Raw genomic sequence first — 16,245 nt, forward strand, 5'->3', positions numbered from 1 at the left:
CCCATGTCCTCCATCACCCAGGTCCGCGGCAACGTTCTTACGCCGCACGGCTGGATCGACGGCGCCATCAATTTCGGCGACCTGATCTGCAACATCGACGGCACGCCGCTGGAGTTCGAGCCGGCCGACGGTACCCCGCATGCCAACAAGGGCGACTACATCCTGCCCGGCTTCATCGACCTGCACGTGCACGGCGGCGGCGGCAAGGACGTCATGGAAGGCGGCGACGCCATCGACGTCATCGCGCGCCTGCATGCACGCTACGGCACCACCAGCCTGCTCGCCACCACCATGACCGCGCCGCTGGATGAACTGGAAGCCGCGCTCAAGGCCATCGGCAGCGCCAGCCGCAGGCGCGAACCAGGCAGCGGCCGCGCTCGCATCCTCGGCGTGCATCTCGAAGGCCCGTACATCAATCCGGGCAAGCTCGGCGCGCAACCCGACTTCGCCATCGAAGCAACGCTGGAACAAGTCGACTGGCTGGCCAGCTTCGCCCCGATCAAGCTGATCACCATCGCGCCCGAAGTGGACGGTCACCTGGAACTGGTGCGCATCCTCACCACCGGCGGCATGCTGGTGCAGATCGGCCATACGCTCGGGACCTATGAGGACGGCGTCGCCGCACTGAAAAACGGCGCCGCCGGCTTCACCCATCTGTTCAACGCCATGAGCGGCTTCCACCACCGCGAGCCCGGCATGGCCGGCGCCGCGCTGGCGCATGCCGAATACGCCGAACTGATCCCCGACCTGCTGCACGTGCATCCGGGCGCCATCCGTGCCGCACTGCGCGCCATCCCGCGCCTGTACTGCGTGACCGACTCCACCGCCGCCGCCGGCATGCCCGACGGCGACTACACGCTGGGCCGCCAGGTGGTGCACAAATGCGCCGGCGGCGTGCGCCTGGCCGACGGCACCCTGGCCGGCAGCACGCTGACCATGGACCAGGCGCTGCGCAACCTGATCGCCATGGGCCTGGATATTTCCGAAGCCTCGCTGCGCACCTCGACCTATCCGGCCGACTACCTCGGCGTCAAGGAACGCGGCCGTCTCAAGCCCGGCTGTTTTGCCGACATCCTGGTGTTTGATCGCCAGTTCAAATTAAAAGAAGTCTACGTAGAAGGAGAAAAGATTGACCTCGCTCATGCTTAAGGAGGCCCGTTCAGCCGGCAGCCATGTCGCCGAACAGTTGGCCCGCGACCAGGCCCGCTATGCCGAACTGGGACGTTGGCTGCGCACCGCGCCGCCCTCGGGCATCGTCACGGTGGCGCGCGGCAGCTCCGACCACGCCGCCAACTATTGCGCCTACCTGACCATGGTGCGCCTCGGCCATATCGTGGCCTCGCTGCCGATGTCGCTGGTGACGCTGAACAAGGCCCCGCTGATCGCACGCGACGCACTGGCGATCGCCATTTCGCAATCGGGCCAGAGTCCGGATGTGATCGAGCCGATCCGCTACTTCCGCGACGGCGGCGCCACCACGGTGGCCCTCGTCAACGACGCCGAATCGCCGCTGGCGCAGACCGCCGAATGGAGCCTGCCGCTGCACGCCGGCGCCGAACTGAGCGTGGCCGCGACCAAGAGTTTCATCGCCAGCCTGGTCGCCGGCGCCTTGTTCGCCGGTCACTGGCAAGACGACGCCGGCTTCCTGCATGCGCTGGAAAGCCTGCCCGAGTCGCTGCAGCGCGCCGCCGACAGCGACTGGTCCAAGGCCGTCGAGATACTCGCACCAGCCAAGAACATCATGGTGGTCGGACGCGGTATCGGTTTTCCGCTGGCGCTGGAAGCGGCCCTCAAATTCAAGGAAACCTCCGCCATCCAGGCCGAAGCATTCAGCGGCGCCGAAATCAAGCACGGCCCGATGGCACTCATCAACGAAGGCTATCCATTGCTGATGTTCGCCACACGCGGGCCGACCCAGGCCGGCATGCTGCAGCTCGCCGCCGAAATGCGCCAGCGCGGCGCCAAGGTCTTGCTGGCCGCGCCGGCAAACATCGCCGAACGCGACCTCACGCTGCCGACCGCCGTCACGCCCGACCTCGACCCCATCGTGGCGATCCAGGCGTTCTATGTCATGGCGGCACAACTCTCGGTGGCGCGCGGCATGGATCCGGACAAGCCGCGCCATCTGAGCAAGGTCACCAAGACCAGCTAAGCGTTCCTCCCTGTGACACCTTGTTGTACGGTGTTCTTCGCCGCCTGCGCCCGCAAGGGTCCAGGCGGCTTTCTTTTTGTTGATGCGCCAACGCCGTCAGCACTTTGTCAGCATAGTTGCTCTGCTCAGCAAAATAAATGAAAGTTGAAAGCTGTTAGAAAGCTATCCCCAAAACGATTGGGATAGACTCGCAGCGTCGATGAACAACAATAATTTCAGCGTCGATGCACTGCCCAGAAAATCAATGAGTCCTGACCATTCAGGCATACACAGAGAGACACGACATGACTTCTCCCACGACAGCTTCGTCCTCGAAATTAGCCACCGTCCTGCGCGTCACCAGCGGCAATTTCATGGAAATGTTCGACTTCTTCCTGTTCGGCTTCTACGCCAGCTACATCTCGAAAGCCTTCTTCCCCAGCGGCGATGAATTCGCCTCGCTGATGCTGACCTTCATGACCTTCGGCGCCGGCTTCCTGATGCGTCCGCTGGGCGCCATCATCCTCGGCGCCTACGTCGACCGCGTCGGTCGCCGCCAGGGCCTGATCGTCACGCTGGCGTTGATGGCGCTGGGCACGGTGCTGATCGCCTTCGTGCCTGGCTACGCCACCATCGGTTTGCTGGCCCCCGCACTGGTGCTGATCGGTCGCCTGCTGCAAGGTTTCTCGGCCGGCGTCGAACTCGGCGGCGTGTCGGTCTATCTGGCCGAAATGGCGACGCCCGGCCGCAAGGGTTTCTACGTCAGCTGGCAATCCGCCAGCCAGCAGGTCGCGATCATCGTTGCGGCGGCCATCGGCTACGGCCTCAACATCTGGCTGACCAAGGACCAGGTCGGCGACTGGGGCTGGCGCGTGCCGTTTTTCATCGGCTGCATGATCGTGCCGGTGCTGTTCGTGATCCGTCGCTCGCTGCAGGAGACCGAAGAATTCCTGGCGCGCAAACGCAAGCCCAACCTGAATGAAATCTTCCGCTCGATGGTCGAGAACTGGAAGCTGGTCATCGCCGGCATGATGCTGGTGTCGATGACCACCGTGTCGTTCTACCTGATCACCGTCTACACCCCGACCTTCGGCAAGAACGTGCTCAAACTGAGCACCGAAAGCGCGCTGATCGTCACCTTCTGCGTCGGCATCTCCAACTTCATCTGGCTGCCGGTCATGGGCGCCCTGTCGGACCGAATCGGTCGTCGTCCGCTGTTGCTGGTGTTCACCGTGCTGACGATCCTGACCGCCTACCCGGCCATGACCTGGCTGGTCGGCGACGCCACCTTCGGCAAGATGCTGGTAGTCGAACTGTGGCTGTCCTTCCTCTACGCCAGCTACAACGGCGCAATGGTAGTGGCGCTGACCGAAGTGATGCCGGTGGACGTACGCACGGCCGGCTTCTCGCTGGCATACAGCCTGGCCACAGCGGTCTTCGGCGGCTTCACTCCCGCCATCGCCACCGGCCTGATCGAAATCACCCACGACAAGGCCGCACCCGGCCTGTGGATGAGCTTCGCCGCGGTCTGCGGCCTGATCGCCACGCTGGTGCTGTATCGTAAAAAATCACTGGCAGTGCCGCTGGCGGCCTGATCGGTCTGCACAAAAGAAAAGCGGGAAGCGGCTTGCGCCCTTCCCGCTTTTTTACGTCCGCGTTTTCCGGAGAAAAGACAAATACGCGGCCGCAGCGTTAAACGCTCAGGCCGTGCTATGCGCGGCGAGGTTGCAATATTGTCCTTTGTAATACAGCAATGGCTGTGTTGCAGCGGTCGCTTGCAGGTTTAACGCTTTCACTTCGCCAATCACGATCAGATGATCACCTGCGGTGTGCTCGGCGACAATGTCGCAATCAAGCCAATGCAGGCTGCCGGGAATGATCGGGTTGCCCAGCGGCGATTCCTGCCATTCGATTCCGAGCCACTTGTCCGTGCCGCGCCGGGCGAACCGGTTGGAAATCCCGACTTGCTCGTCTGACAGGATATTCACTGCGAATCGACCTGCCTGGCGAATTTTGGGATAGCTGGCCGAACCGGACATGACGCTGAATGACACCAGCGGCGGACTCATCGACACGCTATGGAACGACTGGCAAGTGAAGCCAACCGGCTCGCCGTCGATGTGCGACGTAATCACCGTGATGCCGGATGCATAGTGACCCAGCGCTTCGCGAAAGTGCAACGGCTCGATAGAAAAACGGGTAAGTGACATGGCAGGTAATAAGTAATCAGTGCGACTCGAACGTGTTAAAGAACGCCCGAAGTCATCCGCTAATGCGGGCTGACTTCAGCGATTTTCCAATAGTGAAAGCGCTCCATCGATCAGAACCAACCACATCTCCCACGCCATTCTTCGCGTTTGACCGTCGCGAGCTGCTCACGACGGTCAGTTTCCGCCTCAAAATCAGTTCGAGAGTTCTCTGCGGATGATTTCTGCGCCTGCACTCAAGGCGTTCAGCTTTCCTCTTGCGACGTGACGAGACAAAGGGGCCATGCCGCAGTTAGTGCAAGGATAGAGCTTGTCGGCATCGACAAACTTCAGTGCTTTGCGCAGGGTATTGGCAACTTCCTCTGGAGTTTCAATGGTATTGCTTGCCACGTCGATGGCGCCGACCATCACTTTCTTGCCCCGAATAAGCTCAATCAGATCCATCGGAACGTGGGAGTTGTGGCATTCCAGTGAAACGATATCGATACTGGATTTTTGCAGCTTGGGGAACGCTTCTTCGTATTGCCGCCATTCGGATCCCAGCGTTTTTTTCCAATCCGTATTGGCCTTGATGCCATAGCCATAGCAGATATGGACAGCAGTCTCGCACTTCAGCCCTTCAATGGCCCTTTCCAGCGTGGCGACGCCCCATTCATTCACCTCGTCAAAGAAGACATTGAACGCAGGCTCATCAAACTGAATGATATCGACGCCAGCAGCTTCCAATTCCCTGGCTTCCTGATTGAGAATCCTGGCGAATTCCCAAGCCAGTTTTTCGCGACTTTTATAGTGGCTGTCGTAAAGCGTATCGATCATCGTCATCGGGCCTGGCAGCGCCCATTTGATCGGCTGCCCGGTCTGCTGACGCAAGAACTTGGCATCTTCAACAAAGACCGGTTTTTGGCGAGAAACGGCGCCCACGACCGTTGGCACGCTCGCGTCATAGCGATCACGAATCCTGACGGTCTCACGCTTCTCAAAATCAACGCCGTCGAGGTGCTCAATAAACGTCGTCACGAAATGCTGGCGCGTCTGCTCGCCATCACTGACGATATCAATACCTGCGTGTTGTTGTTCTTGCAGTGACAAACGCAAGGCATCTTGCTTGCCGGCATTCAATTCGTCGCCTTGCAACTTCCAGGGTGACCAAAGTTTCTCGGGCTCCGCCAGCCAGGAAGGTTTGGGAAGGCTGCCGGCAGTTGACGTGGGTAATAATTTTTTCACAGTAGATGACCTTAGGTTTTTGATTAGTCAAAGAGCGTAGCTGGCGGACCACTTCTCAAGAATCGCTTGGTACGGTTTGATGAAATTCTCCTCGACAAACCGCCCCTGCTCGATAGCCAAGCGGCCACGTTCTTCCCGATCGTAAACAATCCGGGTTAAGGAATAGTCCTGGTGCTTCAAGCTGGGTTGATAGGATTTTCCCGCCGCAGAATTTGCGTTGTAAATCTCGGGCCGGTAAATCTTCTGGAAGGTGTCCATCGTGCTGATGGTGCTGATCAGTTCAAGGTTCGTGTAGTCACTCAGCAAATCACCTGAGAAATAAAAAGCCAATGGCGCGGCGCTATTCGACGGCATGAAGTAACGAACCTTCATCCCCATCTTCTTGAAATAGTCATCTGTCAGGGAATATTCATCCTGCTGGTATTCCACGCCCAACACGGGATGCTCATTTTCGGTCCGATGATAGGTCTTGCTGCTCGACACACTGAGACATATCACGGGCGGCTTGCTGAAATGCTCTTTGTACGTGCTTGAATTGACGAAGCACTTGAACAGCTTGCCATGCAGATCCCCAAAATTATCCGGGACGCTGAATCCGGGTTGCGTCTTTGAGTGTTCCAGCAGCAGCACGCTAAAGTCATAATCGCGCACGTAAGAGGAAAAATTATTCCCGACGATGCCCTCGATGCGTTCGTTGGTTTTTCGGTCAACGATATTCGTCTTCAATATTTCAATCAACGGGAGCGCGTTGCAATTGTTCCCGCCATCGATATTCATCTCAACCGAAACGATTTCAAGCTGGAGCGTATAACGATCGCCTTTCGGATTATCCCAATGCGCCAGGGCGTTGAAACGGTTGTCGATCATCCTGAAGGTGTTGCGCAGGTTTTCCTCGCGGCTCGCCCCTCTGGCCAGATTGGCAAAGTTGGTGGTGATACGCGTGTTGTCTGATGGGTGATAGTCCTCATCGAAACAGATGCTCTTGATGGCAAATGTGAATTCGTTATTCATGGTGATCTGGCGCCCTAATTTCTGAGATAACACCGGCGGTTATCCCTTGTTTTTTCAGTACATCCCAATGCGCTGGCCGGTTGTTTTGATTTACCCGTTTTGGCATTGTCGATGTCTGAAGCGGATTTTATGCTGCCCAATCGATGAATAAAAATGATTTGATCTCATGAAATCATTAGTTATGCTCATGAGCAAAGGCGTGTCGATTTGCTTGCAGGCTTACTGCTCTCTTCAGCGGGGATAAAGGACGACGAAAGAAATGGCCGAAAGCCCGCTCGATCTTGTGCGGAGTCGCAGCAGTACAGAGGGCGAGCTCAGGATTCGATTGCGAGGCTGTAGCTGTAGCTGTAGCCGCCGCAGAACTTCACGGCGACCACGAAGAGTCAAGCCGCGACCGGTCTTCTCGCCTGTTCGATAAATGCGCGCAGGTAATCGATACTCACATCCGCCTCGCGAGCACCCAGGAAGATGTTTTTCGCAATGCCGTTCTTGCCCAGCCGGACCGGCACCACATCCATTTTGTCTGCGTATTCCAGCACCAGCCAGCGCGGCAGCGCAGCTACGCCGCGCCCGCTGGCGACCATCTGCAGCATGATGTCGGTGGTCTCGATCGCCTTGTGGCGTTTCGGCGTTATGCCGGCCGGCGCGAGAAACATGCTGTAGATGTCCAGGCGATCGACCGGCACCGGGTAGGTCACCAGTACCTCATTGGTCAGCTGTTTGGGCTTGATGTATTCCTCCCCGGCCAGTTTGTGATTGCCGGCAACCACCAGGACTTGCTCATAGTCGAACACCGGTTCGAATACAAGGCCAGGCTTGTCCAGCGGATCGGGCGTGACCAGCAGATCGATCTCGTAGCCGAACAGCGCGCCGATGCCGCCGAACTGAAATTTCTGCTTCACGTCCACGTCCACATCCGGCCACGCGGCGAGATAGGGCGAGACGACTTTCAACAACCATTGGTAACAGGGATGACATTCCATGCCGATGCGCAGCGCACCCCGCTCACCTTGGGCGAACTGCCGTAAACGTTCTTCTGCCAGATCCAGCTGCGGCAGCACCCGGTTGGCCACCGCCAGCAAATATTGGCCGGCCTGGGTCAGGCGCAGGCTACGGCCTTCGCGCAGCCAGATGTCGGTGCCCAACTGCTGCTCCAGCTTCTTCATGCTGTGGCTCAAAGCCGATTGCGTCACGTGCAGGACGCCTGCAGCGGCCGTCAGCGAACCTTGCTTTTCCACCTCTTGCACGATGGACAAATGAATGCGATCAATCATGATAAATGAGTAAAATTCATATTTTTTCAAGAAAAAACCATTTTACTTCATCATTTAATCTGCAGTGAGAAGCCCCTGATGCAGTCAAGACTGCGTGATTGGCTACATTCGCAAGAAGAAAAGGAGCCCGCTCGATGCGGGCTTTTTTATCGGGGGATTCGCATCAACACCATGTTCAACCCGGGTGCTCCACTGAACTCCGCGAGCCGCGGGACTACAGGGAGAAGTCCACGACGGTCTTGCCGATTTGCGGACGGGTCCGGTTGCGCTCGATCGCGGCTGGCAACTGATCGAAACTCACCACGGCGTCGATCCGGGACTGCAAGCTTCCGCGCGCCACCTGGTCGGCAATCAAGCGCAGCCGCTCGGCATCCGGGGTGTTCATGAACCACAGTCCGCGGCGGCCGGCCGGCGTGCTTGCCAGGATGGCCGGCGACGCGGTGCTGACGATCGCGCCGTTTTCGGCAAGCACTTCCCACGATCGGTCCAGGACTTCCCCGCCGACATAATCGAGCACCAGGTCGATGTCTTTGACGACGGCCTCGAAGCGGCCTTCCTCGTAATCGATGACATGGTCGGCACCGAGACCATGGACATAGTCGAAGTGGCTCTTCAAGGCGGTGGCATATACCACTGCGCCGGCCTGATGCGCAAACTGCACGGCAAAGCCGCCCAGCCCGCCCGCTGCGCCGTGGATCAGAATGCGTTGCCCTGCCTTTATGGGGCCGGCAAAATGAAGGCTTTGCCAGGCGGCGACGGAAGCCACGGGCAAGGCCGCCGCTTCAACGAAACTCAGCGCCTCCGGCACCAGGCTGAGATTTGCCTCGCTGACCGCCACCAGTTCTGCATATGCACCGAGGCCGCCAAGCGCGCCCGTCACACGGTCGCCCTTGCGCAAGCGGGTAACGCCGGGGCCGACTGCTTCGACCACGCCAGCGAGTTCGATCCCGAGGACGGTCGGTAGCTGCAAAGGAAAGGCGTCCCTGACATAGCCTTCGCGGACCTTCCAATCCAGTCCGTTCACGCCGGCCGCCTGGACACGAACCAGCACCTGGCCGGCGCCGGCTGTCGGAGCCCCCACAGTGGAAAAAGTGACGGCATCGGGACCGCCGTATTGGGTAAGCATCAAAACGCGTACGTTCTTCATTTCAAACTCCTTTTAGTTGGGTACAAGCCAAAGATAGAGGGTTTCATATTTAAAACAAAGACCATAAAATAGAGACAATACGTATCAATAATGGAACAATTATGGATCTGAACGCCCTTGAAGACTTTCGCCTGGTGGCTATCCATGGTGGTTTCGGCCGCGCCAGCCGGGCCAGCGGTCGTTCCAAGGCGACCTTGTCGCGCCGTGTCGCAGACCTGGAGGAAGCCTTGGGCGTCCGCCTCGTCGAACGCGGCCTGCGCAGCCTGGAATTGACGGAAGCCGGCCAGTTGCTGTTGGCTGGGACAGAGAGGCCGATGCGCGATGTGGCCGATACGCTGGTGCAAGTGCGGGAAGGCATGGCCAGTCCCAAAGGCCGCTTGCGCATCGCGGCGCCGCTGGTGTTCTCACAGCTGGCGCTGGGACGGCTGGCAGCCCGGTTCGTGGCGAATTATCCCGAAGTCGAAATTGAAGCCGTGGCGGACGACAGGATGGTTGATCTGGTCGAAGAGCATTTCGACGTGGTCATCCGCATCAATCCGCGCAAGGACAGCAACCTGGTCGGACGATGCATTGCGCGGGATCGCCTGGTCCTGGCCGCGGCCCCCTCTTTTCGGTTGCCACGCAAACGCAGCGACAAGCCTTTCGCGGTCCCGGCGGTGGTGACGCCGAGCTATCGCGATGGAGAAACCTGGACGGTGCGCGACAGCAGGCTCGTCATCGAACCACGACCTGTGTTGCGCCTGTCCTCGTTGCTGATGGCGCGCGACGCGATCATTGCCGGCGCCGGCGTGGCATTGGTGCCCCGGTCCATGATCGGGGGCGCGGTCGAGAGAGGGGAACTGACGGTATGGGGGGAAGTCGGCGAAGAAGTCGAGCTCTGGATCCTGCACATTTCACGCCGCCTGCAGAGCCCGAAAGTCCGCGCCTTCGTGGAGTTCATGTCTGCGCAGTATCCGGATGGTGCGTTCACTATTTGATGCCGGTTTGCTGCCGGGAAGACACTAGCTGATGCCGGCGCAGATCAACCCGCCATTCAAACTTGCCACGCCCCATCCCGATAAACCAGCTCGTCATCAAGATAAACGCCCTCCGTCACCGCAAACACGTCAATGTGATAACGCGCGGTCGTGCGCCTGATGTTGGGCTTGCTGTAGACACCGTGCTTGGCGCCGAGCGACAGGTGGATGCCGCACATGCGTTCGTAGGTGCCGATATCGTCGACCATGCAGTCGCGTGAAAACGCACGGTTCATGCCGAAGCCCAGCTCGCGCAGCCAGACCTCGCCTTCGTCGGCGCGAATCTTCTCCAGCACCTGATCGAAGTCCGGCGTGGAGTCGACTACCCCGGTCACGCGGCCTTTGGCGACCACCAGCGTGATCGGTTGCTCGGGCCGGTTCACCCGGAAGGTGGTGTCGCCGAACACGAAAATGCGTACGCGTCCGTTCACCGCTTCCAGGTCCTGTGATTCCGTGAACACCTCGCCGATGGGAAATTGTCCCCCGACGTTGTTCATCTCGCTGTAATCGCCGATGTTCAGCTTGGCCGGTTCGAACGGCGCCGCAAAGACCAGCCGCTCGCCGCCGCTGTCGACCACCCCGCTCTGCGCACGATCAATGCGGGTCTTCAAGGCGTAACCGACACCGCGGAAATACGCCGGGTCATAGGCCAGCGAAGCGATGTAATAGTCGGCCTGCACGCCGGGCATGCGCGACAGATGGGGATGCTCGATGACCTTGAGCGAACGTTTGAACAGCTCGACCCGCAGGCGGAAAGCCTCCAGACGGAAGTTGGTGGATTGAATCAGCACCACCAGATCGTTGGCCTCAAGGCCGGCAAAGGCGGCCAGCACCTCGTCCGGTGCGACGGCGTCGAAATCGATGAAGCGCGCCGTCGGCAGGCAACGCCGATACGCTTCCGTCAAGGCGACGGCAAGATCGCAACGCGTGTCGGCTACCACCACGGCAGCACGCGGCGGCGCATGCTCGATCGCCATGCTGAGGATGTCGTGCACATGTTTTTGCGCGAGATCGACCGATTCGGCGGTAATCGTGCCGAAGAAAGGCGTGGCTGGTTCCTGGTTTTCCATGGGGTGCATCGTCATTTTGTCGCGTCAGGCCTGCATTCTAATCGACATTGGACGGCGTTCCGCAGCGGAGTCTGCTGTCGTACCGGCTGCACTCGCGCGCACGCACGGAGGTATTCACCACCTGCGCCTGCTCAGTCGAACCAATAGGTGAGCGTGTAACTATGCTTTCCGGACTCGCGATGGATGATCAGGTCGCCCATGAGGCCCGCCAGTTCTCCCGTTCCCGATCCTGGCGCGACCTTTACGCTCAAGGTCGAGCTGCCGGCGTGCATCTGTCCGAAATGAACGAGGGCGAATCCGCCGGTGCGCCCGTCCAGCGTCCCCTGCACCGACTCGATGGCGACGTAGCTCGCTTCCCCCTGCGCCGGTTGACCGGCGGTCAACATCTCTCCCTGGGAATTTCCCGCCAACGCTCCCTGATATTCCTTGACGATGACATGACGCCCGATGGCGGGGCCCAGGCTCTCTGCATCAACTGCAGCAGGCGGCTTGATCGTCACGGAAAACTCGCCGCTGACGGTGAACTGTTCTGAAGACGGAGAAGAAGATTGCATACATGCTCCCTTGAAAAGATAAAGGCCATCTGGCGCAACATGGCAGACCAATGTTCTATTTTCCACTATCGCGGACACTTTCGCTGATTCCGGCAAAAAGCGCCAAGATGCAATTTCATTGGATCGCCGGACACGAACATCGCATTCAAATCAAGACCGTCGGGGTTCATCTCTTGCCCAAAGAAAAAGCCTGCTCACGCAGGCTTTTTCTTCGCAGGGATAGTCGAATGAAAACTATTTGACGCCTTCCCGCAACGCCTTCATCTTCACCGGCGAATCCGTCATTACCACGTCCACGCCCAGTTGCTGCGCGCTGCGATAAGCTGCTGCCGAGTCAACCCCGAACACCATCACATGCGTGTCCGGATTGCTGCGAAAGCATTTCATCGCCGCCGGGGTCCACCAGTGCGCCACGACTTCGGAGACGCCCTCGCCCAGGGTGAACTTCTCCACTACCGCGACTTTGCGTTCCAGCTCGATGCCCGACCAGGTGCCCGCCGCCGGCGGCGTGTCGCAGGCGCCGCCGTTCAAGGCGATGCGCGCCAGACGATCACGGGTGGCGTCGCGCGACTCGAACACCTGCGCCTTCGGCTGCTGCGCCATCAAGGCGATCACATTGGCATCGGTGGAATAGAAACGCACGCGCTTCCATGCGCCCTCTTCATCGATCACCCTGGCGACCGCATTGACCAAGGTTTCCGCCGGCACCTGCTTCATGTCGATAACGACAGGCGTCGATGCCGGCACGGCGCGCAGGGCATCCCGCAGCGTCGGCACTTGCACCGGTTGCCGGCGATAGGGATAACTCTTGTTGCCGGCGACATCGGTCACCGCATACATATAGCCGGCGTTGAGCGCGGTCAGCTGCACCGCGGTGAGCGTGTTGACCACGCCCTTGCCGTCGGTCAGCGTGGCCACGTCGGCCGGACGATACAGCACCGGCACGCCGTCGCTGGAAACCTGCACCGTCATCCACAGGATGTCGGCGCCGTGCTTCAGCGAATTCTGCAAGGTCGGGATGGTGTTCTCGGGACCGTCGCCGGTGCCGCCCCGATGGGCAGCGATCAGCGGTTCGGCGCCAGCCGTCAGCGCCATGCCCAGCAATGCGGCTGAGACGACTACGGCAAGCTTGATGGAAGTTGTCATGCACACTCTCCTTCAGCGATCAGAACTTGTGACGGATGCCGGCGGTCAGCACGTTTTGCGTGTTGCTGCCGCCTGGCGCCACGTACAGGCCGGGATTGAACATGTCCGACGAACGAATGTTGGCGTAGAACAGGTACAGGTCAGTGCGCTTGGACAGGAAGTAATCCACGCCCAGCGATACCTGCGTCGCCTTGCCATCGCTGGCGCCGACGAACTTGGAGCGCGTGGTCACGAAGTTGGCCAGCAACTGGGTCGTCGCCGTGACGTTGTAATTGACGCCAAAGTCGATCAGGTCGACTTTGCTGTTGTTGACGCCGCCGAAGGTGAACGCCGCGCCAGCCGCTCCGGTGAAACCGGTCATTGCGGTTCCGGCCGCCACCGCCAGCGGTTGCTTGACCTGCGAATACGAACCGTACAGGCGCACATCGCCGAGCTTGTACGAACCGCCGATCAGGAAGGTCTTCAGCGACGTGCTGGCGATGCTGCCGGCGACGGCACCCGGCGCGATGCCGGAGTCGCTGGAGCCGGTGAAGGTGTTGTTGGCCGTCAGCTTATTCTGGAAATACGCCGCGCCGAACGACAACGGACCGTTGTTGTAGCTGCCGCCGATGCCGAACGACTGGCCGGCGCCGGTCGAGCCGGCTTGTTCGCCGAAGCCGTACAGGGCACTCAGGGTCACGCCGCCGAACACCGGCGAGTTGTACCGCATCGAGTTGTTGACGCGCGAACCCTGCGTACGGTCGAGATTCAACGCGTGGATGTTGTTGACCAGGCTGCCGAAATCGAGCGCGCCGTTATAAGGGGCGAGATCATCGATGTAATCCTTCTGGCGCCCAAGGTGGATGGTTCCCATGCTGCCCGACAGACCGACGATGGCGGTGCGGCCGAAGAACAGGCCGCCCTGCGCCAGCGCGCCGGTGTCGGCGTTGAAGCCGTTTTCCAGCGTGAACAACGCCTTGAGTCCGCCGCCCAGGTCTTCCACACCCTTGAAACCGATGCGCGAACCCTGCGCCACGGCGGTGTCCATGCTCAGGCGTGAGCCGGTGCCGGTCGGATTGCCCGGCGTGACGTTGGCGACCTTGTCGGTATAGGTCAGGCTGGGATTGATGATCCCGTAGATGGTGACGCCCGATGAGGCGTTGGTCGTTTGCGCTTGTGCAGCGGTGGCGAAAGAGAGGCCGGCGAAACACAGCGGCAGCGACATGGCGAGAGCAGTTTTTTTCATGAATGGTTTTCAGAAAAGTTGAATGAGGGTGGAGCCGGATTGCGGAGCGAACTATGCCCTCGATATATGACATCGCCATGACGTTGTGATGATATGAAAGTCAATTCACGTTCATATGAACGTCACGATCCGGTAACAATCGCCCGATAACATTCACGACGTTTTCAAATGAACCAGTGAATGGATAAGTGAACATGCCGGCGACTCCTGCAGTTACTCCCGCTCTCAAGCCCGTCCTCAAGCCGGCCTCGTTGCGCCACAACGAAATCATTGCGCTGTTCCGTCAACACGGCTTCCTGACGATGGAAGCGCTGGCGGAGCATTTCGCCGTCACCACGCAGACCATCCGGCGCGACATCAATGCGCTGTGCGACGCGGATATCCTGCGCCGACGGCATGGCGGCGCCGAGCTGATCCTGTCGGCGCGCAACCAGCCTTACGACATGCGTCGCATCAACAATCTCGAACAGAAGGCAGAGATCGGCGCTGCCGTCGCCGCGCTGATTCCGAACTCGTGCAGCGTGCTGATCGGCATCGGCACCACGCCCGAGCAAGTCGCGCTGGCGCTGGCCAAGCACGATCACCTCACCGTCATCACCAACAACCTGCGCGCAGCGCTGGCGTTGTCGACCAACCAGAACAACCAGGTCATCGTGCCGGGCGGCACGCTGCGCTTTCCCAATCCGGAAATCCTCGGCAACGACGCCGACAAGCTGTTCCGCAACTTCCGCGCCGACTTCGGCATTTACGGCGTCGGCGGTGTCGACACCGACGGCACGCTGCTTGATTTCGATCGCATGGAATCGAGCTCGCGCCAGGCCTTGCGCGAGAGCTGTCGCACCCAGATCCTGGTCACCGACAACTCCAAGTTCGGCCGCCAGGCACCGGTGCGCGGCGGCCATCTGTCCGACCCCGACATTCTGGTCACCGACAGTCCCCTGAGCCCGGCGCTGGCCGCCATGCTGGCCGGCAATACACGCGTCGTCGTGACCTCGCAGCCGGACTACAGCACCGACACGGATCGCCAATCCACTACCTCCGCGGCCACCGGCAATTCCGTCATGGCCGCCATTGCTTCCATTGCCGCAGGCAAATGAACATGCAGGACTCCAACATGAACACAGACGTCGCCATCCGCCTTACCGGCATCAGCAAATCCTGGGGCGCGCACCAGGTCATCAAGTCGCTCGACTTGGAATTCGGACGCGGCCAATTGGTCGCCCTGCTCGGCCCGTCCGGCTGCGGCAAGTCGACCTTGCTGCGTTTGCTCGCGGGACTGGAAACACCGGACAGCGGCCGCGTCGAAATCGACGGCAACGATGTCACCGCAGCGGCGCCGTCGGCGCGCGGGCTGTCGATGGTGTTCCAGTCGTATGCGCTGTTCCCGCACCTGAACATCGCCGAGAACATCTGCTTCGGCATGCAGGTGCGCGGCGTGCATGCGGCCGAGCGTCGCCAGCGTCTGCAGGACGCCCTGGCGCTGACCAACCTGCAGGGTCTCGAACAACGCAAGCCGGCCCAGCTGTCGGGTGGCCAGCGTCAGCGGGTGGCGCTGGCGCGCGCCATCGTCGCCGGTCATTCGATCTGCCTGATGGATGAGCCCCTGTCCAACCTTGACGCCAAGTTGCGCCATTCGGTGCGCCACGAAATCCGTGCGCTGCAGCAGCGGCTCGGCATGACGGTGGTGTACGTCACGCATGACCAGACCGAAGCGATGGGCATGGCCGACAAGATCGTGCTGATGAACGGCGGCGGCATCGTGCAGAGCGGCACGCCGGCGGAGCTGTATGAGACACCCGCCACCGCATTCTCGGCAGGCTTCATCGGCAGCCCGCCGATGATGTTGATGGCAGCCGAGAAATTGCCGGCGGCCTTGCGCGCGGGCATCGCGCCGATCGGCAGCGATGTGAAGACCCTGATCGGTGTGCGGCCCGAGCACTTCCATATCGTCGCGCCATCGTCGACCGAGCTGTTCGGCACCGTCACCGGCGTCGAATTCCAGGGCGCCGAATCCTACATCTACCTCGACCTGCCGGGCGGCGACGACATCATCGTGCGCAGTCCGGAAAAAAGCCGGCTCAAGCTGGGCGACCGCGTCGGCCTTGGCTGGAAACCCGCCGACGCGCACGTATTCGCCGCCGACGACGGCCGCCGCCTGCAACCGCCGGCCAGCTACGACAACGACATCGATGACCGCATCGCGCCGAAACTGGCCGCAGTGCTCTGAGCGCTTTCAACGC

15 protein-coding genes are annotated in these 16,245 nt (G+C 60.3%); 6 read left to right on the top strand and 9 right to left on the bottom strand.

Features of this window, described 5'->3' with window-relative positions:
• Positions 1 to 3: 3 nt before the first annotated feature.
• From nagA to ACIROY_RS03520, 3 genes are all read left to right on the top strand, one after another.
• On the top strand, positions 4 to 1,149 hold the full coding sequence (gene nagA, locus ACIROY_RS03510) for an N-acetylglucosamine-6-phosphate deacetylase (RefSeq protein WP_402339709.1): 1,146 nt from the start codon (positions 4 to 6) through the stop codon (positions 1,147 to 1,149).
• A complete protein-coding gene (locus tag ACIROY_RS03515; RefSeq protein WP_402340143.1) occupies positions 1,142 to 2,152 on the top strand; it encodes an SIS domain-containing protein in 1,011 nt (336 codons plus the stop codon). Before nagA ends, ACIROY_RS03515 begins: the two co-directional genes overlap by 8 nt.
• Before the next feature lie 284 nt (positions 2,153 to 2,436).
• On the top strand, positions 2,437 to 3,726 hold the full coding sequence (locus ACIROY_RS03520; protein ID WP_402271105.1) for an MFS transporter: 1,290 nt from the start codon (positions 2,437 to 2,439) through the stop codon (positions 3,724 to 3,726).
• A gap of 105 nt (positions 3,727 to 3,831) precedes the next feature.
• On the opposite strand, the gene ACIROY_RS03525 is transcribed toward ACIROY_RS03520, so the two are convergent.
• The 5 genes from ACIROY_RS03525 to ACIROY_RS03545 form a co-directional block, all read right to left on the bottom strand.
• A complete protein-coding gene (locus ACIROY_RS03525) occupies positions 3,832 to 4,341 on the bottom strand; it encodes a flavin reductase family protein (RefSeq protein ID WP_402339711.1) in 510 nt (169 codons plus the stop codon).
• 192 nt (positions 4,342 to 4,533) lie between these two features.
• Positions 4,534 to 5,562: a methionine synthase gene (locus ACIROY_RS03530; RefSeq protein WP_402271102.1), complete on the bottom strand. Its 1,029-nt coding sequence runs from the start codon at positions 5,560 to 5,562 to the stop codon at positions 4,534 to 4,536.
• A 27-nt stretch (positions 5,563 to 5,589) separates the two neighbouring features.
• On the bottom strand, positions 5,590 to 6,573 hold the full coding sequence (locus tag ACIROY_RS03535; protein ID WP_402271101.1) for a DUF1852 domain-containing protein: 984 nt from the start codon (positions 6,571 to 6,573) through the stop codon (positions 5,590 to 5,592).
• A 383-nt stretch (positions 6,574 to 6,956) separates the two neighbouring features.
• Positions 6,957 to 7,847, bottom strand: coding sequence for a LysR substrate-binding domain-containing protein (locus ACIROY_RS03540; RefSeq protein ID WP_402272432.1), 891 nt, complete (start codon positions 7,845 to 7,847; stop codon positions 6,957 to 6,959).
• A 214-nt stretch (positions 7,848 to 8,061) separates the two neighbouring features.
• Positions 8,062 to 8,994 carry an NADP-dependent oxidoreductase gene (locus ACIROY_RS03545; RefSeq protein ID WP_402339714.1) on the bottom strand — a complete coding sequence of 311 codons (933 nt, stop codon included), beginning with the start codon at positions 8,992 to 8,994 and terminating at the stop codon, positions 8,062 to 8,064.
• A gap of 101 nt (positions 8,995 to 9,095) precedes the next feature.
• Between ACIROY_RS03545 and ACIROY_RS03550 the strand changes: the two genes are divergently transcribed.
• A complete protein-coding gene (locus ACIROY_RS03550; RefSeq protein WP_402339716.1) occupies positions 9,096 to 9,971 on the top strand; it encodes a LysR family transcriptional regulator in 876 nt (291 codons plus the stop codon).
• Positions 9,972 to 10,027: 56 nt separating this feature from the next.
• Here ACIROY_RS03550 and ACIROY_RS03555 read toward each other — a convergent pair whose 3' ends face one another.
• The 4 genes from ACIROY_RS03555 to ACIROY_RS03570 form a co-directional block, all read right to left on the bottom strand.
• Positions 10,028 to 11,089, bottom strand: a complete 1,062-nt coding sequence (locus ACIROY_RS03555) for a hypothetical protein (protein ID WP_402272429.1) — start codon at positions 11,087 to 11,089, stop codon at positions 10,028 to 10,030.
• Positions 11,090 to 11,211: 122 nt separating this feature from the next.
• Complete coding sequence (locus ACIROY_RS03560) at positions 11,212 to 11,634, bottom strand: DUF3224 domain-containing protein (protein ID WP_402271096.1); 423 nt, start codon at positions 11,632 to 11,634, stop codon at positions 11,212 to 11,214.
• A gap of 234 nt (positions 11,635 to 11,868) precedes the next feature.
• Positions 11,869 to 12,780 carry a glycerophosphodiester phosphodiesterase family protein gene (locus tag ACIROY_RS03565; RefSeq protein ID WP_402339719.1) on the bottom strand — a complete coding sequence of 304 codons (912 nt, stop codon included), beginning with the start codon at positions 12,778 to 12,780 and terminating at the stop codon, positions 11,869 to 11,871.
• 19 nt (positions 12,781 to 12,799) lie between these two features.
• The gene (locus ACIROY_RS03570) at positions 12,800 to 14,005 is read right to left on the bottom strand and encodes a porin (protein WP_402339722.1); all 1,206 of its coding nucleotides are present in this window, start codon (positions 14,003 to 14,005) and stop codon (positions 12,800 to 12,802) included.
• A 194-nt stretch (positions 14,006 to 14,199) separates the two neighbouring features.
• On the opposite strand from ACIROY_RS03570, the gene ACIROY_RS03575 reads away from it, so the two are divergent.
• Both ACIROY_RS03575 and ACIROY_RS03580 read left to right on the top strand, forming a co-directional pair.
• The gene (locus ACIROY_RS03575; RefSeq protein WP_402339725.1) at positions 14,200 to 15,102 is read left to right on the top strand and encodes a DeoR/GlpR family DNA-binding transcription regulator; all 903 of its coding nucleotides are present in this window, start codon (positions 14,200 to 14,202) and stop codon (positions 15,100 to 15,102) included.
• A 17-nt stretch (positions 15,103 to 15,119) separates the two neighbouring features.
• Positions 15,120 to 16,232 carry an ABC transporter ATP-binding protein gene (locus ACIROY_RS03580; protein WP_402339727.1) on the top strand — a complete coding sequence of 371 codons (1,113 nt, stop codon included), beginning with the start codon at positions 15,120 to 15,122 and terminating at the stop codon, positions 16,230 to 16,232.
• Positions 16,233 to 16,245: the final 13 nt, after the last annotated feature.

It is taken from the genome of Herbaspirillum sp. NPDC101396, assembly GCF_044767365.1.
Taxonomy (GTDB): Bacteria; Pseudomonadota; Gammaproteobacteria; order Burkholderiales; family Burkholderiaceae_D; genus Herbaspirillum.